18 protein-coding genes and 5 pseudogenes are annotated in these 21573 nt (G+C 55.0%); 12 read left to right on the forward strand and 11 right to left on the reverse strand.

Annotated elements, in window-relative coordinates:
* Positions 1-63: 63 nt before the first annotated feature.
* From NMAG_RS19935 to NMAG_RS19945, 4 genes and pseudogenes are all read left to right on the forward strand, one after another.
* Positions 64-825, forward strand: coding sequence for a glycosyltransferase (locus tag NMAG_RS19935; protein ID WP_004216205.1), 762 nt, complete (start codon positions 64-66; stop codon positions 823-825).
* A 639-nt stretch (positions 826-1464) separates the two neighbouring features.
* The gene (locus NMAG_RS19940) at positions 1465-2031 is read left to right on the forward strand and encodes a hypothetical protein (RefSeq protein ID WP_004216206.1); all 567 of its coding nucleotides are present in this window, start codon (positions 1465-1467) and stop codon (positions 2029-2031) included.
* Between the two features lie 210 nt (positions 2032-2241).
* Positions 2242-2481: pseudogene (locus NMAG_RS21270) on the forward strand (transposase); the annotation flags it as partial.
* Between the two features lie 843 nt (positions 2482-3324).
* A pseudogene (locus NMAG_RS19945) lies at positions 3325-4209 on the forward strand (IS1595 family transposase).
* Here NMAG_RS19945 and NMAG_RS21835 read toward each other — a convergent pair.
* A complete protein-coding gene (locus NMAG_RS21835; RefSeq protein WP_148221950.1) occupies positions 4156-4944 on the reverse strand; it encodes a hypothetical protein in 789 nt (262 codons plus the stop codon). The pseudogene NMAG_RS19945 and the gene NMAG_RS21835 sit on opposite strands and share 54 nt — an antisense overlap.
* A gap of 581 nt (positions 4945-5525) precedes the next feature.
* Between NMAG_RS21835 and NMAG_RS19950 the strand changes: the two genes are divergently transcribed.
* Together NMAG_RS19950 and NMAG_RS19955 are read left to right on the forward strand one after the other, a co-directional pair.
* Positions 5526-5855 carry a ribbon-helix-helix domain-containing protein gene (locus NMAG_RS19950; RefSeq protein WP_004216207.1) on the forward strand — a complete coding sequence of 110 codons (330 nt, stop codon included), beginning with the start codon at positions 5526-5528 and terminating at the stop codon, positions 5853-5855.
* Positions 5852-6319, forward strand: a complete 468-nt coding sequence (locus NMAG_RS19955) for a hypothetical protein (RefSeq protein ID WP_012996982.1) — start codon at positions 5852-5854, stop codon at positions 6317-6319. The genes NMAG_RS19950 and NMAG_RS19955 overlap by 4 nt, the downstream gene beginning before the upstream one ends.
* A gap of 47 nt (positions 6320-6366) precedes the next feature.
* On the opposite strand, the gene NMAG_RS19960 is transcribed toward NMAG_RS19955, so the two are convergent.
* The 3 genes and pseudogenes from NMAG_RS19960 to NMAG_RS19975 form a co-directional block, all read right to left on the reverse strand.
* Entirely contained in the window at positions 6367-7407 is a 1041-nt protein-coding gene (locus tag NMAG_RS19960) for a hypothetical protein (RefSeq protein ID WP_004216212.1), read from the reverse strand.
* 550 nt (positions 7408-7957) lie between these two features.
* The gene (locus NMAG_RS19965; protein ID WP_004216214.1) at positions 7958-8800 is read right to left on the reverse strand and encodes a hypothetical protein; all 843 of its coding nucleotides are present in this window, start codon (positions 8798-8800) and stop codon (positions 7958-7960) included.
* Positions 8801-9035: 235 nt separating this feature from the next.
* Positions 9036-10735 (reverse strand): annotated as a pseudogene (locus NMAG_RS19975) (ATP-binding protein).
* A 315-nt stretch (positions 10736-11050) separates the two neighbouring features.
* Between NMAG_RS19975 and NMAG_RS19980 the strand changes: the two are divergent.
* Together NMAG_RS19980 and NMAG_RS19985 are read left to right on the forward strand one after the other, a co-directional pair.
* Entirely contained in the window at positions 11051-11497 is a 447-nt protein-coding gene (locus NMAG_RS19980; protein ID WP_004216218.1) for a hypothetical protein, read from the forward strand.
* Positions 11498-11970: 473 nt separating this feature from the next.
* The gene (locus NMAG_RS19985) at positions 11971-12282 is read left to right on the forward strand and encodes a bacteriophage holin (protein ID WP_004216219.1); all 312 of its coding nucleotides are present in this window, start codon (positions 11971-11973) and stop codon (positions 12280-12282) included.
* On the opposite strand, the pseudogene NMAG_RS22540 reads toward NMAG_RS19985, so the two are convergent.
* From NMAG_RS22540 to NMAG_RS20000, 3 genes and pseudogenes are all read right to left on the reverse strand, one after another.
* Positions 12261-12464: pseudogene (locus NMAG_RS22540) on the reverse strand (hypothetical protein); the annotation flags it as partial. The gene NMAG_RS19985 and the pseudogene NMAG_RS22540 overlap by 22 nt on opposite strands.
* 209 nt (positions 12465-12673) lie before the next feature.
* Positions 12674-13674 (reverse strand): IS630-like element ISNamo16 family transposase gene (locus NMAG_RS21280; protein WP_076611238.1). Its coding sequence is split into 2 segments (ribosomal slippage): positions 12674-13182 and positions 13182-13674, totalling 1002 coding nucleotides; the frame shifts between segments, so codons are not numbered across the junction.
* Between the two features lie 198 nt (positions 13675-13872).
* Positions 13873-14541, reverse strand: coding sequence for a helix-turn-helix domain-containing protein (locus tag NMAG_RS20000; RefSeq protein WP_004216223.1), 669 nt, complete (start codon positions 14539-14541; stop codon positions 13873-13875).
* Between the two features lie 93 nt (positions 14542-14634).
* On the opposite strand from NMAG_RS20000, the gene NMAG_RS20005 reads away from it, so the two are divergent.
* Positions 14635-15171 carry a GNAT family N-acetyltransferase gene (locus NMAG_RS20005; RefSeq protein ID WP_004216224.1) on the forward strand — a complete coding sequence of 179 codons (537 nt, stop codon included), beginning with the start codon at positions 14635-14637 and terminating at the stop codon, positions 15169-15171.
* A 155-nt stretch (positions 15172-15326) separates the two neighbouring features.
* Here the strand turns inward: NMAG_RS20005 and NMAG_RS21285 are convergent.
* Positions 15327-15734 (reverse strand): annotated as a pseudogene (locus NMAG_RS21285) (zinc ribbon domain-containing protein); the annotation flags it as partial.
* Positions 15735-16350: 616 nt separating this feature from the next.
* On the opposite strand from NMAG_RS21285, the gene NMAG_RS20010 reads away from it, so the two are divergent.
* The gene (locus tag NMAG_RS20010) at positions 16351-17196 is read left to right on the forward strand and encodes a CPBP family intramembrane glutamic endopeptidase (RefSeq protein WP_237076861.1); all 846 of its coding nucleotides are present in this window, start codon (positions 16351-16353) and stop codon (positions 17194-17196) included.
* Positions 17197-17552: 356 nt separating this feature from the next.
* Entirely contained in the window at positions 17553-18197 is a 645-nt protein-coding gene (locus NMAG_RS20015) for a rhomboid family intramembrane serine protease (protein WP_012996985.1), read from the forward strand.
* A gap of 149 nt (positions 18198-18346) precedes the next feature.
* Here NMAG_RS20015 and NMAG_RS20020 read toward each other — a convergent pair whose 3' ends face one another.
* Together NMAG_RS20020 and NMAG_RS20025 are read right to left on the reverse strand one after the other, a co-directional pair.
* Positions 18347-19177, reverse strand: coding sequence for an IS5-like element ISNma1 family transposase (locus tag NMAG_RS20020; protein ID WP_004216228.1), 831 nt, complete (start codon positions 19175-19177; stop codon positions 18347-18349).
* Positions 19178-19543: 366 nt separating this feature from the next.
* The gene (locus NMAG_RS20025; protein ID WP_004216229.1) at positions 19544-19801 is read right to left on the reverse strand and encodes a HalOD1 output domain-containing protein; all 258 of its coding nucleotides are present in this window, start codon (positions 19799-19801) and stop codon (positions 19544-19546) included.
* Positions 19802-19915: 114 nt separating this feature from the next.
* Between NMAG_RS20025 and NMAG_RS20030 the strand changes: the two genes are divergently transcribed.
* The gene (locus NMAG_RS20030) at positions 19916-20176 is read left to right on the forward strand and encodes a helix-turn-helix domain-containing protein (protein WP_004216230.1); all 261 of its coding nucleotides are present in this window, start codon (positions 19916-19918) and stop codon (positions 20174-20176) included.
* Positions 20177-20360: 184 nt separating this feature from the next.
* On the opposite strand, the gene NMAG_RS20035 is transcribed toward NMAG_RS20030, so the two are convergent.
* Positions 20361-21563, reverse strand: coding sequence for a DUF5305 domain-containing protein (locus NMAG_RS20035; protein WP_004216231.1), 1203 nt, complete (start codon positions 21561-21563; stop codon positions 20361-20363).
* Between the last annotated feature and the right edge of the window lie 10 nt (positions 21564-21573).

Consider the following 21573-nt stretch of genomic DNA (forward strand, 5'->3'; position numbering starts at 1 on the left):
TTCCGTCTCAGCTGCTGATACGTCCCACAATCGTTAGCCGGACGGCCGGTGTACGGTGGGTCGATGGCGAGTATTATCCTGCCAACCTTCGAGTGGACGCGGTCGTGCGCACAGCTGGCTCGCCAACTCGAGCCCGAGGACGAACTGCTGGTCGTCTGCGACCACGAGGACGATCCGGTGGCGAGCGCGGAGCTCCCCGAGAACGCCGAGCTGCTCGTCGCCGGCGAGCCGGAGGGCTGTTCGGGGAAGGCAAACGCCGTCGCCCTCGCGCTCGAGCACGCCTCGCAAGACCGGATCGTCCTGACCGACGACGACGTCGATCGCACGAACTGGGTGACCTGGGGTGGCGGCGTGACGTTCGACCGCCGCGAGATTGATCTCGAAGGCTACGTCGGCGACCTCCGGCGGACGGTCTCGGACGACGCCCTGCTGGCGGAGTACACCGACGAAGTCGTCGCCTCGCGGGAAATCGTCAACAAGGTGTACGTTCCTGGCGGTCCGCGCGTCACCTACGAGCGGATCACGCGTTTCGCGACGATCTTTTACCGATTTGCGCCGCGACGGACTCTGGCGATTCTGGGGCTCTTCCTGGCGGTCGCGGCGGCCGGGATCCTCGCCCCGTTGCTCGTCGCCTTCGGCGTTACGTACATCGCGCGCGATCGGTACCGCTCGCTCGGTGTCGATCGACGGACGTGGGTGTTTGCGGTTCCATCACTGCTCCTCGCTCCGTTTTTCGTCCTCGCGGGAATCGTCAGGCCGACGTTCGTCTGGGGCGGCAGGCGGTATCACTGGCCCGATACGTTCGACGTGACCGTGGTCGACTGACCACTCCTCCGTTCCCCCACTGGCGACGATCGATTGGATACGGCCTCGAGGAACGCAGCGACCACCGTCGCGTTCGTGCTTCCGGTGGCGCGCCCCTCAACGCCATCGTCTTCCGCAGCGGCCATCTCACCGTCCCAAAGATGGCCTCGGTCGGAGTCAGTATGAACCTCATCGGCGTCCTGCTGGTGCTCGCGTTCGTCCAGAGTGGCTCCCGTTTAGCTGGGGGATCGACCCCGGAGAGCTCCCACCGTGGTACGGCTGAGTCGCGCAATTTCAGACGGTCGAATCGGCGGGCCAATCCGACCATCACCGGGTCCAACGGAGCTGCCGGGATCAGCTTCGCTTCTCGAGGTGCCGAAACCGGGTGTCGGGAACGGATCGTTCCGTTCGGTCCTCCGGCGGCCCCATCGGGCCAACGCCTAACCGTGTCGCGGTGGTACGGTTCCGCTAACAGTTCATGACAGGGCTCGCTCGAAACCGGGAACTGCGTTTCGACCGTCGGCCGTGCGGAGACGGCGGCGACCGCGGCACGATCCGACGGACTGCGACCGGTCCCGGATCACCTCGCCGTCCGGCCAATTCGCACGGGAGGACTACGACGGCCCTCGCTCACCGCCCTGAGAGTCGGGGTGTCAGTACGTGAGCTCGACGCGCGGGTCGGTCGCCAGCGTCGGCGTCCGGGCCGTCAGGCTCGGGATCGGGCTCGTTTTCGTCATGGGAGCCCGTCGCAGGAACCCCGGCGCGGTCGTCAACGCCGTCATCGCGTACGTCGGGACGTATCTTCCGTCGGTCGTCGAACGCTGCTGGAACGTCGAGTTCCGGCCGTGGCAGCGCCTCTACGCCGCGGTGGCGATGGTGACTCACGCCGCCGGCATGCTCGGTCCGTACGACGACGTCTGGTGGTGGGACCACCTCACGCACGTCCACTCGGCGAGTCTCCTCGGCGGGCTGGCTCGCGTCGCGGCCCACCGCCGCGGGTACGATCCCGACGCGACCGTCCTTCGAACCGTAGTCGCCGGGGGCCTGCTCTGGGAGGCCCTCGAGTACGTGATCCACCTGTACGCCCGCCGGCGGGGTTTCGAGCCGCTACTCGTCACGTACGGGAAGGTCGACACCGCCCTGGACCTCTGTTTCAACCTCGTGGGAGCGATACTGGTGGTCGTGTTCGGCGACCGGTTCCTCGAGAACCTCTACGGATCCAACTAGTGCGGCTTCAGACCTGAACTGCTAGCTTTATCTGCGTGAGCGCCTCTATGGTTCGTTCAGAATTTCTCTGAAGTCACTCATGCCACGAACACAATAGTACTCTGTCGATCTGTCTGCTGATGCGCGAGCGGAACTGAATGCGATGCTGTCAGCGGGCACGTACAAAACTCGGGAACTCACCCGTGCACGATGTCTCTTGCCTTCGGATGACGGCTTGCCCGTCAACACGAGATCCGTCCACGAATCAAACACCGTGAGTTCACACCGCTTCACAAGGCATGGAACGCACGCTTAGACGCCGACCTCTACGGCCAACGGAGTCAATCAGAGACAGTCAACTTAACGCTCAAGCGGAAGTACGGCGCGTTCGTCCGTTCACGACGCTGGTGGAAGCAGTTCCGTGAACTCGCTCTTGCGTGTCTCGTCCACAATCTTGACCAAGCAATCTAACGACCAGTTCAGGGAAAGCAGTTACCGAAGCAGCTATTGATTTGTCCGAAACATGTCAAAAGTCGGCTGCTGAATATAGAAGATGAGTTCAGCAAGATGACCACGTTTATTCCATACGTCTCCAGCCGCTCAGTACACTTGCGTATTGAGCACTGAACGGTATTTCAGGGCTAGTAGATATTCAGAATACCGTGCTGAATCATACCGCGAATGTGCCACGCTGTGTACTGACTCTGGGCGAAGATGCGGAGGAAGCCACAGTACTTTTAGGAGGCACCGGTCACCACCGGGCAGTTCACGTTCGAACGCGCGGACAAGAAAACGAATGTTTCTGCACCGAGTAGTGTGTAAAGCGTTTCAGTCGTTGCTGTATACGAGACCGCGTAATCTCCTCGTTCGGTTTGATTATCGTCGGAACGGTGCTTGGGGTCGTGTTTCAGTCCATGGGAACTATAGTAGCCACTGAACGTCAGTGCACACCCACTCGCACGGCGGCTGCGCGGTTCGGAGCGAGCGCGGTTCGGAACGAACGAAGTGAGTGAGAACCGCGGACGAGGAGCGGGGAACAGCCTGACCCGCGAGCGAACGAAGTCAGTGAGAACCGCGGATGACGAGCGGGGAACAGCCTGACCCGCGAGCGAACGAAGTCAGTGAGAACCGCGGATGACGAGCGGGGAACAGCGTGACCCGCAAGCGAGTGGAACGAGTGAGAACCGCGGCTGCGCGATTGGTGTGTACACAGTTTCAGTTGTTCGCTCTTCTGTAGGAGATTGTTGATACTGCTCAGCTGTCGCTGTGGAATCGAAGAGAGCAAGGACACCGCGTCAGCGGTGTCCGTTAGGCATGATTCCGCTAGATGTGTTTGGATCGGAATCGGTCGCAGCGGACCTGTTGGCGCAGGCTCGCTGGCGTAACGGTGTTACTTGCCCTCGCTGCCGTTCTGACCTGACGGTCAAGAACGGCAGCTATGGACACTTTCAGCGCTATCTCTGTAAGAATTGCGACCGCACATTCAACGACAAGACCGGCACGATCTTTGCCCATTCGAAAGTTGCACTCAGAAAGTGGCTATTCTCGATTTACGCGTTCCTCCGGTTTAACACGAGTCTTCGCCAACTTCAGCTAGAGATCGACGTTCAGTACAAAACGATCTACCAGCGCGTCGAGCGCTTCACGAAGGCGCTCGACGCGCCTTCCCTCGACCTCGTTGGTCCAGTCGAGATCGACGAAGTCTACGTTTCTGCAGGGCTGAAAGGCCGCGAGCGCGACCAAGAGTCGCGCTCGCGTGGCCTGTCCACGCGTGGGCGATGATCATACGAGCAGGACAAACCGCCGGTGTTCACGATCGTCGATCGTGGCACCGGCAATCGGTACGTGATCCCCGCGAAATCCGCCGACGAATCGACGGTTCGGCTCCTTCTTGCAAACCGCGAGAAGGAGCCACTGACTGTCTACACCGATGGATTTCGTGCCTACGATCCGTTAGCCGAGGACGACGCATTCGACCGCGAATACGTCGTCCACGGCGACGGCGAATATGCCGACGAAGACGTTCACGTCAACACCTGCGAGAGCCACGGATCACTGCTGCGACCGTGGCTCTCGCCTCATCGAGGCGTCTCAAAAGACAAGCTCACACAGTATCTCCGAGCGTTCCAACTTCGACGAAAGCTACTACGGAAACCAGGAAGAGAAGCGCTCAAACACGCTGTCAAAGCCACGCTGTGAAATCAACAAAGTGCTACACAAGAGCGTTGATTGAATGTAGTCTTCGAGCTGGTCAATGATCCTGGACTTGTTTGAAAGACTTTTCTTTACCTCGATACCGAGTATTTCAGTTTCATTTGTACTCTCATCAAGCACGTGCTTGTTCCCCACCACTAAGTCTGCCTTCCGATAGTCTCCCCGTAGTTTCCCAGAGAGCTTGTGACGGTCACTATCAGCAGTATAGTCCAATCGTCGCCGGTCATACGGTGACGTTCTGAACCCTACCTCAGACGTTACGATCATCTCTTTATTTGTATAATAGTTCCATAGCGCAGTCACTAATTCTGCCTCCCCACCAATGTTTTCGTCCAAATATTGTTGTGAGAAGATTGTGTCTCTATTTGTTTTCTCTACGGTGTAGGATAGTTTGCCGGTGAAATAATCATATGTTAGCCATCCGTCACCGATCTTTTCACCAGTGGTGTCTTCTGCCCATGGCTCTTCTCTTGGAAGTGCAACCCAGATGCCATCAAAGAGATATAACTCATCTGAATTATAGGCCTGGCCTTGCTGGTCGACAGAGATACGATGTGAATCAATAGGAGTCGAGTTCCGATAGCGTTCGACCTGCTCACGTAATTTATACGACGGTGTGTTCTTGTAGTCTGAGAAACTTTTGACTTCAATTCCAATAAGTCGGTCCGACTTTGGGGCTTCCCAAACAATATCAATTCTACCCTCACCCTGTAACTTCACTTCGCAGTAACAATTCCCGTATTTATTTAGAAGTGAATAAAGTTGATACTGGGTTACAGCTTGACTTCGATAACTGATACTATTGGCATCCAAATGATATGGAATACTGTATTCTTGAGTACCCCGGGTAACTCGTCGTAGTCGATTATCCAACCATTGTGGTAGCAATCGACTTGCCTCGATAGTACCCTGACCTTGTACCGGGATCATCAACAATATTAGCCATCCCTGGAAATTAATTCCTCTGTTGAAGTGAGTCTTCTGGGGAGCACGCCGGTCAAAATCATGCCTCGGACCCTCGATAGCAATTCTTGGACCGGTAGATGTGTGTTAGTGACAATATACAAACAATATCATTTGACTGGTGCGGTTGCTGGGTTTCGTCAACCGCGACCCCCGACTGTTTCGCCGTCGGTAGGTTGGAGAAATAATCAATCAGATGAGATTCCCAGTGCCAGGTTGTCGGCCGCATAGCTCTCGCTGACCAGGTTTGAGAGCATTGATCTAAAGAGTTCGTGGTCTGTCTAATTGTTCGGAGGAGTGGCCGCACCTTTATTTGATTGTGCTACTATAGTATTACCATGAAGTACGCCAACGTCAGCGTCAAGTTTCCCGAAGAACTCGATCGGGAACTCGAGCAGTTCCTCGAAGAGACGGGCGTCTACACGAACAAGAGCGAGTTCATCAAGGAGTCGGTTCGCCGCCACCTGATCGAACTGAATAACGAACCAGCGATCGCGGCGCTCCGCGTCGAGCAGTTACTCGCTCGCGCCGAACAGAAGCCGGTGAGTGACGACGAACTGCACGGCCGACTCGACGAGCTTCGTCAGCGCGTCGACGAAGAAGAGGTCGCAGACGCGGTTGCAGCCGCTCGCGAAGAGATAGTCGACGAGTACGCCGATCACGCGTGAAGATCCTCGATACGAACCTCTGGGTTTTCGGAACGCTTGGAACGAACGATCGAGCGGAACGTCTCCTCGACGACATCGAACGGGGCGAGACGGTGTCGGCGATCAACGCATACATGGTCCAGGAGGCACTCAACGCGTTCGATCGGACACCCGGGCTAACAGCGAGAGAACGAGACGAGCTGAAGACACTATTCCTGACTCGACTTACCCGAATGACCGGACTCATCGAAGCCCCTTCGAGTCGCGACTTCGCCGACTCCTTACTCGACGAACGACGAGCGAACGTTCACACCCAACTCCTCGCCAGAATTACGGGCGTTCAGCCGAAAGATATCCCGATCGTCGTTCTGGCATTCGAGCATCGAGATCGGGAACCGACGGTCTTAACCAACGATGCCGACTTCGCTGCGTTTGCTCCAGCCGAGCACACTCTCTCGAAACTCGCTCTCGAGTACGTCGATTGAACCCCTATATCGACTGCTAATTACTCTACGTACACCAAGACACCAGATCAGTACTGCGGTTTGAACGAGAGTTCATCGTGCCCGTAAGAGTACGACTTGATACCTGCCTCATCACAACGTGATTCGAGCTCCGCCGGCGGAACGTACGTTTGCTCGCCAAACTCTTTTTCGAGATGTTTGCAGAACACGATAGTGATATCCCGGTCGTCGTCACCGTCTTCTGCGACCTCGAGAACGACTGCTAAATCGGGATCCTCATAGTCTGGTTTGATGACGTAGTCGCCTGGAGTGAATGGATTCTCTGCGTACTCAAGGTTTGTGTGTTTGTACGTATAGAGCTGGATATCCTGATCGTCACAGTAAGATGCAAGCTTCGCTGGATGGATTTCACGCCAGTTCCCCGGCCCGTCATCAAGCATATTCGGGAATGCAACACTGACGGCTTCACCATCCATCGTCTGACCATAGAGAGAAACGTCCTTCTCAGGCGGGACAACCTCCACGACGACTGCAACTGACGCGTCGTCATCGCCTGCTTTTCTTACTCTATCGCCGGGTTTGAACGGATTCTGTGGCTTCTGGTTCATGTGAGCCGTGTTCGGCCCCAGATCCTGCAACTCGTTCATTGGGCGAGCAGCGAGATGGGCGAGTTTCTCAGGCTCCTCACCAGAATACGCGTCCTGTGTTCTGACTTTTGACTTGAGGGTTTCAGTTCGCTCCCAGCCGAGAAGAATCAGTGCATCTTCGTTGTCGCGATGCCAGACCATCACAATGATGTCGTCGTCAGGGTCGTTCTCGAGGAGGTTCGCTGGACGAAACGCCGAGACGTCTCTCGAGGTCTTCACGTCGATTTCGTAGCCAAAGACCTCGAAGTCGTGACCCGAGAAACTCTCGGCATTACAGCGGCGAATTGCTTCTTCGTTTTCCCACTCCCACATCTCCACCGGGAGATACTCCCGACAGAATTGCTCGAACGCGAGTTCACCAAGGTTCCCGATTCGCTTGACGTCTAGATTGTCTGCGCCCTGTATGACTGCCTGGTGGTGAGCTCGCTCTCGATCAATTTCATCCGGCGTATAGAGATACATTACATTTCGATTAGTTGTTTCCGTAATATATCTTATGCATCGGTCAGCGCTATTACAAGTAGTCTCTCAGGCACACCAGAGGACCGTCTTGCTCAATAGTGCTGGGAGCACACAAAATTCGAGCACGCGATTAGTCCATGAACTGATCAAAATACACCCCCTACTTTTACTAGAGAACTGGAAGGGACTCCCGTTCAACTTGTTGTAATCTTCCAGTGGCAGTGAGAAACGAATAGAACGACAGCCGACTCGCGTTCAGCCCGAAATATCGACCGATTATGTAGCCGCTGACTTCGAATTCGCATTTTGGTCGTACTGTGAATCTCCTCGTGTTGTTCAGTGGGAACCGCTATGGAGAGTAAGCGCTGAGCACGAGAACTTACTTATTCGACGATGCACTATTTTTTCATAGAGGAGTACATCTCCAGTACTACCATGGAATTCGACGAACAACTCCGGTCGCTAGAAGAACGGTATGACATCTCCGAGAGTGAGCGTGCTCGAGAACTTGGTCGTACCGTCGCCCAGCTGCGGGACTAACGCTCGAGCCTTACTCGCTGATTTCTAGATACTCGAGGAACCCCTGTTCGTCGAGCCCATCCTCAAAGCGCAGATGCGACGCTCCGGCTCGCGTCACTGATTCGATGATGAGTCCGGTACAGAGCTCGGTATGGTGAGTCGCATACGTCGACAGGGCTTCTGACTGGGGCATCTCAAGGTCGTACTCCGAGAGCTCAATTTCGATCTCACCTTTTCGTAACACGATCTCACAGCCCCACTCACTGAGCATCCTGAACGGGGTTGTGTTTCGTCGAACAGTGAGCAGTCGCTTCGAGTCGACGATGTATGGGTCGACCCACTCCTGCCAATCGTAGCTCTCGGTCGCCAATTTCGGAAGTGAAAACGACGACTCGGCACTCTCGAGGTACCACTCGGCGAACGCGATCGATGTACGGTGGTTGGCATTCGGAAGGGAATGTGCCAAAATGAGTGATGACAGCAACTGCCCTGCGACCTCGACTACTGGTCTCGACCAGTCGACGTGCTCGAGTGCAGTCGGGATTCGACCAACGTCGATCTGCTTATAGATCTCGAGTTTCTCTCCCTCCTCGAGTTCCATGGCCTCGAGGACACCTTCGAAGGTCTGGAGAATACGCATTGTCACGAGCCGGTCTGATTCGTCCATTTCGTCCAGTATCGCTTCAAAATTCTCGGTGATATCGTCGACCGTCCCACTCGCTCCGGAGTTGGTGTAGAGGACGTGTACCGTTTCCTCGAGTTGGTAGGTTTTTATCTTCCCGTCATCGGGGTTGATCTCGTCACGATCGAGTGTAACGTATGCGAGCGAATAGTGCTCGTCGTCAGGGTGATGGTAGTGGACGAGACCGGTCATTGGACTCAAAAACATACTGGAGACACATAATGACTATTTTTCGGGCCCAGAAAATCAAAAGAAGGGAGGGGATAGAGAACCCACTGTCAATCAACTTCAGCGTGATTGCCGGGAGTCCACATCAAATCCCCATCTGCGAACGGCCCGGCCGTTCGCATGGTCCGTGGGACCGACGGTCCCACGCTACCCTCAAGGACCGAGGCGCGTCTGTGCCGAGAGAGTAGGGTGGGGTAGCTTACCTGTGTCCGTACTCCTCGAACACGGCCTCAAACCCTTCATCGAGAACCTGCTGCACAAGGTCAGCGAACGTGTCACGATTGCCTGGATCCTCAACGAGTGAGCGAAACGTGCTCTCGAAGTGATGTCCATGCGACGGTCGGTTCGTACTCGAGGTCTGGTGCGCTGCTTCGTGCAGCAACACCAGATACAGGTCATGCATCCAGACTGCGCGCTGGCGACTCGTTACTGCCGAGTCAGTGATCACGATATACGACCTGCCATCGGTCCAGGCATCGGCACTGGCCTCACCGTAGTACACATCCCGATCGATACCAAGTTCTAGGGCCAACACGCGAGCAAAGCGGAGATAGCGTCGCTGATCTGCGTTCAACTGCGACTCATCGTCGATTCGATGATACCCGGTCCACACGCCTTCTGACTCGGCTTGCTTCCCGACATCGAACGTCAACGGAAGGTCGATCGATGTCTCCTCATCAGTAGCCAGCTCACGAAGTCGATGTGTTGCTGTGTCGCTCGTATCGAGGACGACGTAGCCTCGCTCAACGAGTTTGTCCGCACCTTTCTCCGCGCCAGTGACCCAACCAATCTCCGGAGCAGCCTAGATCTTCTCGAGGCTAATACGGGACTCCGTTGCCAACTGGAACAGCTTCCGACCGGCCCACTGGTCCTCTCTCTCTTGGAATCAGCTGCCAGCTCTTCGACCATCACTTCCCGGCTCTCGGCTGTCAATCGGTCATCCGAGACGTCCGCGTACAGCTCATCACGGGCCTGCTCGAGTGCGTGTCCGATCCGCTGCCAGCGCTTACAGCCAGACTGGATCTCGTTACGTGCAAAGTTCAGCGTGAGATTCCCTTTCGAGACGACGACTCCACCGAGTCCGTACTCGCGTTTCGTCGTCACGTACAACCCGTTACTGTAGATGTCGAGTCCCTCATGGGGAGCGTACTCGAGTGCGAGGATCGCATCGTCGGTCTCTCGAATGAGCGATGGATGGGGCGAGTTTGCCACCGCCTCGAGTGGGTCTCCGTTGTCGACCGATTCGCCGTTGATCACGACCGAGACGTCCGTTCGTGACTGCACGTACGCAAAGCACTTGCGGAGATCGCGAACGTAGCGCCGCCAGCGGTAGCTATCCGAATCAGGGACTTCGTGCTCGTAGTGATCGATCTCGACGAGCATCCCCTCGAGGTGATGGTCAGTATCCTCTAGCTGGCCATCGCGACCGTTGATCTCTGCCCACGGTCCGGAGTTGCGTCGATCTCGGTAGTCAAAGTGGAGTGCAGTGTCGTGGCTCCAGATCCGGACCGCACCTTTTGCGATGATTGCTCCCTTGCCGATTCCCCACTCACCGATCGTCTCGTCGTCCGATCGTTGCTTGCTCCCCGCGCCAAGTACCGAGAGGTCGCGTCGTCCCTCGGTCGACGCGAGGTCGACACCAGCACCATCATCGAGGATGAGCGACCGCTCTGGTGAGATGCTGACCAGCACACGGGTTGACCCTGGACTGTCAATGCCGTTTTGAACTGCTTCACGAATCGCATCTGCGAGGTTTGCCATCTGATCTTCGATAAGGTACGTTGCAACTCGCTCGTCAGCCGTCATCGTCACGGTCTCGTCAGTCGATGGCTGACTGGCCGGTCTCGAGTCAGTGGCTTCGTTCGTGGCGAACTCCGATAACGTCGGATGTTTTGTCATGGTGTCCGCCCCTGTGGCACCACAAAAACCGAACAGAGCAACTCAGACGCTTTCGTCTAGCGCGGTTGCTGCTGGAATTGGTGGATAGATTCGGTCAACCGGCTCTGTTGAAACTCTCACAACCAGACAAGAGAGAGCTGCTGAATACAGAGCATGGATGCAGGACAACGACCTCGTTTGTTTCACGACGAAAGCTGTGAAGCATCCGCTCACTTCAGGCACTTATTGAGTGCTGAAGACGCTATCAATTTACATCTCTTATGTCCGAATACTTCCATCCAAAAGCATTTACTCGCATAACCTCTATCAAATGTCATGAATCGACGCTCGGTGCTGGCTGCTGGTGTAGCAGCCGCCTTTGGCGGCGGTCTTGGATACCGCGTTCTGCAAACTCCACCTACTCCGGGCCCCGTTACCGGTATTGACTTCGTAGCCCGAGAAACTGACCCTAGCGACCAGTCAGAGGAGCCACCAAGGATAGACGAGACAGACGAACATGAATTCTTCGTGACGGGGGAATTTATTGTCGGCAACTCGTGTAACGCGGCTATGCTTGACACAGTCGAATACGACGAATCTGCGGATGAATTGATTATTGAGGTGGTTGGGGAAGATGACAGTTGGCCATGGGAGTTCCGTTGTACCGACATTGAGCAGTATAATGAGTACGAGTTGACCGTAGACGTTGAGTCGTTACCAGCACGTATTACGGTAATCGAACGAGGATCATTTGACGACACTCATACGAGCAAAGAATTATAGTGCCGCTCGAACCCGTCCTCTCTATAGAGGTGTCTTAGTAAGAGAGTTACTCTAAATGAACAGTATAATTTATCGCTACACTACTGTTTATCTCTCCTGTACTGACCGTTCGATCTTCCGCGTTGATCGCTCCTCAGTCCGTGCCACATTCGCGCTCTGAGTTCAGCACGTCCCGCTCAATCTGTCCAGTAGCTGGTAGAAAGCGCGTGCAAGATACAGAGGATAGGTACAGCAGAGCGACTTTATTTCGTTCATCAGACAGAGGATGAACCCATCAGTAAATCTCCGTACAGGGAATGAAGATTCGTCTCTATGGCTATCGAACAAGTCGGTTGGTTCATACTGACAGGGCCATGGGAAAATCGGCCTATCGAGTGTTACGGGTGCCGATGACCAGTTCTACGTGTAGTAATTCACACAGCACTAGGACTACCCTAGTGTATTTTTGTTGAAGGAGACGACCTCTCGGTAGGATGAGCGACTCACAGTCCTCGGTCCAAGAACAGACCCGTGCTCTCTCAGCCGAAGCCGTAGAGACCACAGGGAAGGTAGATGCCGGTGCGCTCGGCCTCTCGGCAGGTATCATCTGGGGTGCAGTGGTTGCTTTCCTGGAACTGGCAGCTGGGACAAAATACGGAGAACGCTGGCGACTGTTGCTTGCGGACCTCTACCCGGGATACAGCCATGAGCCAGGGGATCTCGTTTGGGGCACAGTTCTGGGCTTCATCGATGCATACATCCTCGGGTACCTGTTTGGGAGACTTTACAACCGACTGGCGGAGTGAAGTGTCATTCTTGTCATCTTATCTATATCGGCCAATTTGGCAGTTGATGATGCTGAACCTAACGATTGACTGTCGCCCGTCCGCCGAGACGACTGTAGGCCCCGACGGACAAACCGCCACCCAATATTCTTTGCACCCACGTAATCCGCATTCTGTGTTGCACCGCAGGACTCACACTCAAACCACAAAAATACGACTCATGGCATATAAACACTCAGGAGCCAACTGTCTACGTGCACTCGTTCTGTCTCGGTAGCCACGCATAGCTGTACTCCACTCATCTGCAACAACGTGCTCATTGAAAGTACCTGTCCAGTATAGTAGCCACTGCAAGTCACTGCACACCTGATCGCCAGCCTGCTCGGCGATCAGTGTGTAACTATAGTAGACGTTAGAAATGATTGCTCACCTTTGGGAGCGAAAGTTGATCAAGAGCGGTATCAATCGCTGTTGTGAGCTCAGGAAGCGAGTCAAAGAACCGGTTGCTGAGGGCTGCCTGGAGCTGTCTCCAGCACTCCTCGACTGGGTTGAGTTCGGGAGAATACGCCGGTAACCTCACGAAGGTGAGGTCGTCACGGGCCGCCAGGTCCGTGACGGCCGACGCCTGAAAATACGGCGCTCCATCTAGCACGACAATCAAATTATCTTCGAACTCTTGGCATAACGCAAGAATGAAATGTTTTGCGTGGGCGGCGGTCACGTACTCTTCGAATCGAGTGAAAAAGCGATCACCGTTCTCGGTGATCGCGCCCAACAGACACGTCCAGTCGCGTTGCCCAGACAGTTCGACGGACGGCCGTGTGCCGCGCGGAAACCACGCGGCACGCGGCTCAACTTGCACGGATTTCTTGGTTTGATCGATACAGACTACCGTGGCGTCCATTTCCCGCCGCTTTTTTTGAGTTCTTCGCGGAACGTTTCTTGGTCCTCAGCATCTGATTCGGCGGCTGTAGGTCGTGGTTTTTGATAGCTCAATCCCGCTTCTTTGAGCAACCGCCGACAGCTCGGGATTGAGTACTCGACATCGTAGGTTTCGTCAAGATACTGCTGGACGAGCGCCGGCGTCCACGCCGGCGCGTCTACCCCAACTTCTTCGGGAGATTCGTGGACTGTGTCTTCGAACTCTTGCTGCTCTTTTTCTGAGAGTTTTCGTTTTCTCCCAGATCGGTGAGCATCAGTAACAGCCTGCTCAAGCGACTCGTCAGTATCGAGTCGCTTGAGCCAACTGTAGATTGTTCGCCGGCCGGTGTTATGCCACTCAGCTAGTTCAGTCTGCGTAACGCCGTTTTTGTACTCAATTGCCGCTATCAGTCGCTGTGTCGGCTTCCTCCCCTCGACGTTGTTGAGTGCGTCGTGAAGTTCTTCGACGGAGATCTCGTCGAGATGGTCCATTAGTAGCTTCAACAATCTGTGGGCGGAAAGTTCTAGCGGTTACTATAGTTGCAGTTGTTACTATAGGTTGCCAGCCTACCGGAGCTACACTGAGGGCTGCAAGCGTGTCAACGACCAATCCACACCCGTCGAAAGCATGGTGGTCAATAAACGAAGTTGTGATGCTGTACTCATCCCTTGATGTGAATCGCCCCGGGATCAGGCCCCGGGGTGATTCATGGTTGCGGGAATCAGTTTTGCCTCAGCTTTCTGTAGGTGCATTGTTACGGTGTTTGGCGCACACCCGACCTTTGCCGCGATTTCGGCGTGTGTCGTCCCACGTGGCTGATCATAGTATCCCATTTCGAGTGCCAACGACACGACTTCTTGCTGCCGATCGCTCAACAGTTGTTCAGGAGCATCCACCTCGCCGGGGAACGACTCGATTCGGTCAACACGCAACTCAAAATTCGATGGAACATCATTGATGATCGACTGAAGTGATTCCGGTTCGCCGACGATCCGTGCGTGCGAACAGTTATCATCAATGACGATCGGCTTTCGAACAATCATTCCTGCTCTGCCTACGAGTTCCATTAACGTGTCGAATAGCGGAATCGCATGCACTTTCGCCTTGACAACGGCGTACGACCAACCTTGGCTGGATTTGGTAACATCAGTAGTGACGATGCCGTTCGCCCCGTCGAGTGCGTCGCGAAACCGTTCTTCGTCACCATCGACAACATAAATAATCGTTCCAATATCGTCGGCAGCTAAGTTCCAGTCGACGAGCTGTAGTTCGCTGATGTCCGGTGAGTCAGACACGATTGAATAAAACGGGGGGAGGTCGTTTGGGTCAAGCGTCAGTTGTACACGGATCTGTTTCATCTCCCTGCGTGTCGCCACTCCATACACGAATATATAAATCGGGTGCGGATACTCTGGGAAACCTTCTGGTACTGTTGGAGACAGTCATACGCTATGCAAATCAGGACTCTGAAGGGGCCTGACGACATCGCCGGCGTCGTTCGAACACACGGGCTGGCGTGGCGAGAGGCTTACACTGGCGTACTCCCGGAAAACGTTCTTGAACAGGTCCCGACGAATCCAAATCCGGACGTAGTGGAACGGTGGTACGAACGAGTCAAGACGGACCGGGACCGATTCCTCGTTGCCGTCGATGACGGTTTCGTCCGGGGATACGCCTACTTCCGATGGGGACATAAGACAAAGGAGTTCGTCGGAGAAGCGGAAGCGGGTCTCAAGGAGATATACGTCCACCCAGACGACTGGGGAAAGGGGATCGGTACGGAGTTGTTACACACTGGCCTTGAAATGCTCCCGAAGGACCTCGAGGCAGTTTCACTCGAAATGCTATCGGGAAACGACGTCGGCAGCCAATTTTACGAAGCGCGTGGGTTCGAACAGATCGACGAAAGAACGTACAGGATCGGTGAGCGTTCGTACCCGACCGAGATCTATCGTCTCTCCTTGCCCGACAGCGACAGGAACCATTGACAGTCACTGTACACCAGATTACGGATGTCTGAAATCGGTGAATTCTACACATGTGATGTACTTGACACCTCCGACCTGACGGGAAGGATTCTCGAGCGTTGGGATATTACGCAGTCCACGTGTTCCCCTCGACTCGAACTGACCCGAAGGTTGAGTCATCTGCCCCGCGCACGGTGGGACGGGGAATCCGCCTCGCTACCTAATTTAAACACGTAGACTCCTGGCCGTGCCAAACGACCGGTACTCATATCCACGTTGGAGGATCCCAGGTTATCTTTCGCCGAATATTCACCGCTCCATGCACGTCCGCGTTCAGCACGAATCACAGACGTACAGGCCACGCTCCACTCGGTTTACCTCTTCTTCCGCCCGCAACACGAACACGTCTTAGACGTGTCGCGCTCCGACTTCCGCGTCACGAAGATACCGTGCTCTTCCGTCTGGCATTCGAGTAACCGCGTGAAGCTGTCGAACCCCCAGCCATGAAGCAGCTTGTTGCCACGCTTGCCCCAGTTGCGAGAACCGCCTTTCTCCTCGTTTCGGGTTTCACTGAGGTCGCTCAATCGCTATAGCGCGGGGATACGCGCCTGCACAACCCATAAACCCAGTGGCTATGCTCCGGAGAAACCTTTCCTGAGGTGTCGCCGTGACTGTTTATATGGAAAAGTCAAATTCGAGAAGGAAACAGATTGCATCCACTGTTGCGGTCGAAAGGGCCTCGCGAACCCTACCCTGGTTTCGAGTGGTGTTTGGCGTCATCGGAACACTGTCTCCTGGTTTGCTTGGCCGGTGGTATGGATTGACAGAAGGTGACGCCAGTTCACAGTCGGTAGCACTCCGGTACGCCTGTATTCGAGCACTTGGGCTCGGGATTGGCCAACTCACTGCATCATCGGAACGAAGGCGCGAGTGGGATCGTGTGGCGCTGTTAGTTGACGTGCTCGATACGGCGATGGTCTGTAACGCGGGAATTCGGGGGCGAATTTCGACGAGGAGTATGCTAGTGATGATGAGCGGAACAGCAACCGGAGTGGTTGTGGGCTTTCTCACACGGCAGAGTGAGACCAGGGAACGATGAAACGCATCCGCGAGAAAAACTCACAACAGCTGCGGGCAAGTGTTCGTGGATCACTTCCGGCGATAGTGACAGGCACGATCTTGGTCATTCTACATATTTCGATGGCGATCATACTCGGCCCAACCGCAACTGAGTTTTCGCTCGCCGAAGCGGTCGGAATCGTGGGTTTCCAGCTACTCGTGGCGGTTATTCTTGTCGTTATCGCGCTCGGTCTTGCAACGAGGCTAGACGGGAAGCCGATCAGAGCCTACGGGCTCGAGAGTTCCGCGACGTGGGCTCGGGACTTTTTGGCCGGGATCGCGATCAGCGCCGTTGGAAGCGGTCTAGCATTCGGTTATCTCGATTACAGAGGATATGCATCCATCAGCGTGGAGGTGAGCGGTCTCGGTGTCACCGGTGGCCCGTTTGTAGTGAGTAGTGTCCTCGTCGTGCTCCTCGGCTACGTGCTCGCAAACAATGTCTACGAGGAGGTCGTCTTTCGCGGGATCATGCTCCCGAATTTCACGGAAGGGCTGGAGGGGCGCGGGCTCTCACCGACTCTGGCGGTCGTCCTCGCGGCCGTGGGGAGCCTTTTCGTGTTTGGGCTATGGCACATTCCACTCGGAGCGGGAAATCCGATACCCGAAGTGATCACAAGCTTCGTCATCGGTATCGCCTTCACGCTGGCGTACCTGTTCACGGGACGTCTCGGGCTCCCGATCGGCGTCCACTTCGGCGGTGTTTTTCTCGAAGGCGCGCTCGGAACGTCGTTTCTGGGATTAGAGCTGCCGACACTCTTCGTTTTGGAAGCACATACAACAGTCACCTACGAGTTCTCCGTCGTCCGGGCACTTCTGGTGAGCCTGCTCGTCGTCGGATGGGTTCGACTGACCTACGGTGATGTGAGGATTCACGAAGCTATCTACCAGTCCACCCCAGTCCGGGAGGAGAATTCTGATGATACGTGAGCGTTCCTATCTATCAATCCTTGCTATAAAAGAGGCGAGAATGCCTCGCCCTCAAGGAACGACCCACCGCGGCTGTGGCGAGCAAGTAGGACAAACAGGCAGGCCAGACGAGAGTGAAACACTGGTCTGTTGAGTGCCATCAACTGCTGCCCCATAGCATAACCAATTGGCTGTTACATGTACTCAATCAGTCGGCTCTGTTGAAACTCATACTACCTGACACGAGAGGGGTGCTGAATACAGCAAAGCAACCTGGCGGTTCCGAACAGCTATGTTCATATCAAATGGCTACACCTACTCTCTCAAAAGTTGTCAAATCAAGACATTTTAATAAAATTAGCCTTATTATCAATATAATGATTGGGGTGTTACGGCGTTCCCAAGCAACTGTGTTGTTTTTGGTGACAGTCTGGGTATTGTATGGGCTCAGGTTGGGAATTGAATCCCTCTACGGCAAGGAGATTGCCCTTTCACTATTCGCAGTACACTTCTCTCACCTAGAGTATGTATGGACCTGGGTGACTGCGCCCCTTGGCCACGGCAATCTCGCACATTTATTGTTCAACAGTTGGCTTGCATTGTTTATTATCCCACCAGTTGAACGGGTCTTAGGGACCACGAAGACGGGCGTGGCTTACATTGTGGGTGGAGCACTCTGTGCTATCATCGGGACCGTACTGGTCGTATTCGTCCGTCTCCCGTTCCTCCCTGATGCGACTACTTCTGGTGGGATAGGGTCAAGTATTGGATTGTTCGTTCTCTTGGGGTTGAGCCTTCGCCACTACTGGTCGTATCAGAACCCACCGTTGGCAGAGAGCGGCATTGATATGAAAAATTCCACGTTTTTCAGCATACTGTTAGTGATCAGTCTCGGTGGGGTTGTATTCGATATCTGGCGGAAATCAGTCGGATTGGCATTTCCTGGACTGGGCCATCACTATCACGCTGTCGGGCTTGTGCTCGGAGCGTTGATCAGCGACGTGATTTCAATACAGAATTAATAAGGGAAATTGTTTTTAGTGATAGGAGGTTATATCATTTGTCTTGCATTATTTATTGACTCATCTATAATCATCAGTTTGTGAGGGCGGCGTATATTTGTGCAATACATGCGCTATCGGGCTTGTTTAGGCGCGGGAGATTAGTGGTCTCAGAGCTTCACAGCTTGCTCGATGTTCCTAACGGCAGTCTTTAGGACGAGTTCTCTGAACTGGCCAAACCACGTTCTAGCCCGCAACGTCTCGCCGAACCGATGCTTCAGTGCAAAGAAGATCACCTCGGCGATCGACCGGCGGTGATAGACGGTTTCGTTGTGGCGAGCGTTGTGCGCTTTATTGAGTGCGTAGAACTCACGATGTTTGATCACCGGGCGGATGCCAGCGTCCCTGAGTTCGTGCCGGAGCGCGTCCCAGTCGTAGCTTTTGTCAGCGGCGATCGTGCTCAATCGGGTGCGATTTCTCGTCAGTACCTGCCGTCCAACTTGGGTATCATGAGGTTGTTTCATCGAGCAATGAATGTCGAGGATGACGCTGGTATCGCAATCGACGAGCGCTGTCGTCTTGATGTCGTCAAAATTGTAGCCGACGCGGAGAACGTAGTGACGGCTGGCCTGATGCCGTTTGAAACCAGTTGCGTCGATCGCTTGGACGTCGCCGAGTTCGTGCAGTGAGACAGACAGCCGCAGCAACACCCGCCAGATCCGCATTCTGAGATCCTGCTTCCGCGTGCAGACGGTGGTAAAATCCGGAAGCTGATCCACAGACAGTCCGAGTTTAGCAGCAATTGCAGGCATTTCGTACAAGATATCGAGTAATCGGCGGTAGGGCTGATTCAGATACTCTCTGAGACAGTGAATCGAGACGATCACCCAGTCAGCATAGCCGCCGTCACCCTTCTCGACCGCCGGTGCTGGCTCGCCAATGACAGCATCCTGGGACAAATCGACGCATCGGTCGGTGAAACGAGCGAGTTGCGACGGCATACTCGCCGCTTCCTTACTCAACTCTACATAATCCCGGTCGAGACATCAACTGAGCGGCGTCTAAACATGGCCCGCGCCCCGTATTCAGCACGGTTGCTAAAACCTATCACTGATTAATGATTTCAACAAGGCCGAATAACCCACAGTTGGAGTTTTAGGCGAGAATGCGTAGCCCGTGAACCCCGATGGTGAATCGCTCCGTTCGTCCCGCTCGCGATCTGTAACATCCCATTCGTAGTCGGTTGGTTTAATCTCGGCTCCGAAGCCGTGTCAGTTTGCGTGTTCGGAGCGACTGAGAAGTTCGATATTCCCTGGCTTGTTGTCCCCACCTAACGCCATTTGTATCGAGACAGGTACATTACGTGGTCAGATCTGTTCAAGCGACTCACGCTCGGTAGCAGACACTGTGTTTGACGTAACTACTACACGAAACCCTCGAACCGTAAACGAAACCGCCACAGAGTCGTTTCCTGCATTCATCAACTGCTTGAGTGCTTCCATCTCGACGAAGTCATAGAGACGATACGAATCTGGATCAACTCCTTCTGCCTCGAGGGCAGTGAGAATCGCAATGAGCGGATCATCATACTCGTCGACAGTTGTCCCTTTCTGTCTATCACTCATCTTCTAGCCCTCCTTTTTCACCGTTTAAAGAATTGTCGGTCAACTACAGGCTCTAATAGATTCTCTGGTTGACTTAGCGCGGCTACAATGTCCGTGGAGCAGTCAGCGTTGAATATGCGTTTCGACGACGACTGGATGTCGCGTGCCGATGACAGGATTCTTGAACACCTCTCAGAACGCGGCCCAGATACGCCGAAGGAAATGGCAGATAGTGGCCGTGTTCGCTTCTCTCGGCAGCATATTAACCAGCGATGCAAGAAACTCGTTATTTATGGGCTGCTCGTCCACCTCGGTAACGGCGTCTACGACATCTCCCCTGAAGGGGAACAATATCTCGACGGGGAACTTGACGCTCGCGATCTGGAGGCGAAGTAACGTACTTTCTTCCACAGCGAAACAGTGGTTGCTGAAGTAGCCAAGCGACGATTGTCGTCGCGGTCGTTGTCTCGATCTGGTCGACACAACCGAGGCAAGGAATGTAACTCACGCGGCTTCATCACTGCTGTTTCCGGACCCGTAAGAACCGTTCCGAAGCCAACAGACTCCGCTGACGGCGACACTACGGGTCGTCCACAGGATCCGAATTAGGTTCAGGTAGAGCCCGCTCGGAAAGCGCTGTGTCGGTATCCGAACCTGCGATCGTGTCAGAATCCGGTTCGGGTCGATCCCACGGCTCCTGTGGAGGGTCGTAGACGTACGTCCTGTTCCGATGATGGACGACGTACCGCTGACTCGCTCGCACCTCGAGGACGGCCGAATCGAAGTCAATCGCGAGGGTCGCGAGTTCCTCGAGTGTCGGAATCTCGATGAAGGGTGGGTCCACCGTCGCTGGCAGATTCGCCCGCACGATTACTGTGTCGTACTCCTCGCGGGCGTCACGATAGCTGATCCACTGGCGTTCGGCTTCCGACAGTGGCCGCCGAGTAACGGTCACGACGATACCACCGCCAACGACACCCAGCACGAACAGGAGTGGGCCACCGGCGGTGTAGATTAGGTCGGACGAGTCGGTGACAGTGATCGTTTCAGTGTCGGTTCCTTCCTCGGTAAACGAGCCATCACCGTCAAAGCTGTACGTCGACTCGTCAATCGAGAGGTCCATCCGTTGCTGACGGGTAGTCGATACCTGCTCACCTTCGATCGTTCCATCGAGTGAAACGGTCGCGTCGACGTACGTCTCAGTGTCGCCAGGACTCGCACCGAGTTCACTCTCGATTTCGTCGATCCGCTCTTCGATTCGAGAGACCTCGAGTTCGAACGAGGCAGCCACCGTCTCACCGGGTTCGACGTTCTCTCGTTCGACACGGTCGAGCGGCTCAGAGACGTCCCAGTAGACGGTTCCGTCGTCAACCGCCCGTGAGACGACCTCGAGATCGATCTCGAGGTCGACATCGGACGCCTTCGCTGTGTCGTACTCGACGGCGACCGCTCCGTTGGCAGTCGGCGAGACCGACCTGTAGTACACTGGTTCGTCAGTTACCTCTACGCCGCCGTCGTCTCCGTAGACCGTCGTCGGTTCGACCACGGTGGCACCGTGGGAGATTGTCCCCGTCATCGTCCAGGTTTCAGTCGTCCGTTGCTCTGTCGTCTCATCGGGAGCGGCGTACGCCGCGTACGTCAACCATCCACCCAGACAGAGAAGACAGACGACCGCCACGACGGCGAGCGCTCGTCGGTCAGCGAGGAGAGCTCGGGCGCACAGAACCGTCTCGTTCGTCCACAGTCCGTCGACATCTCGGTCACTATCGTCGCTGGTACTCATAGATCTCTTG

The sequence above is a fragment of the Natrialba magadii ATCC 43099 genome (assembly GCF_000025625.1).
GTDB lineage: Archaea > Halobacteriota > Halobacteria > Halobacteriales > Natrialbaceae > Natrialba > Natrialba magadii.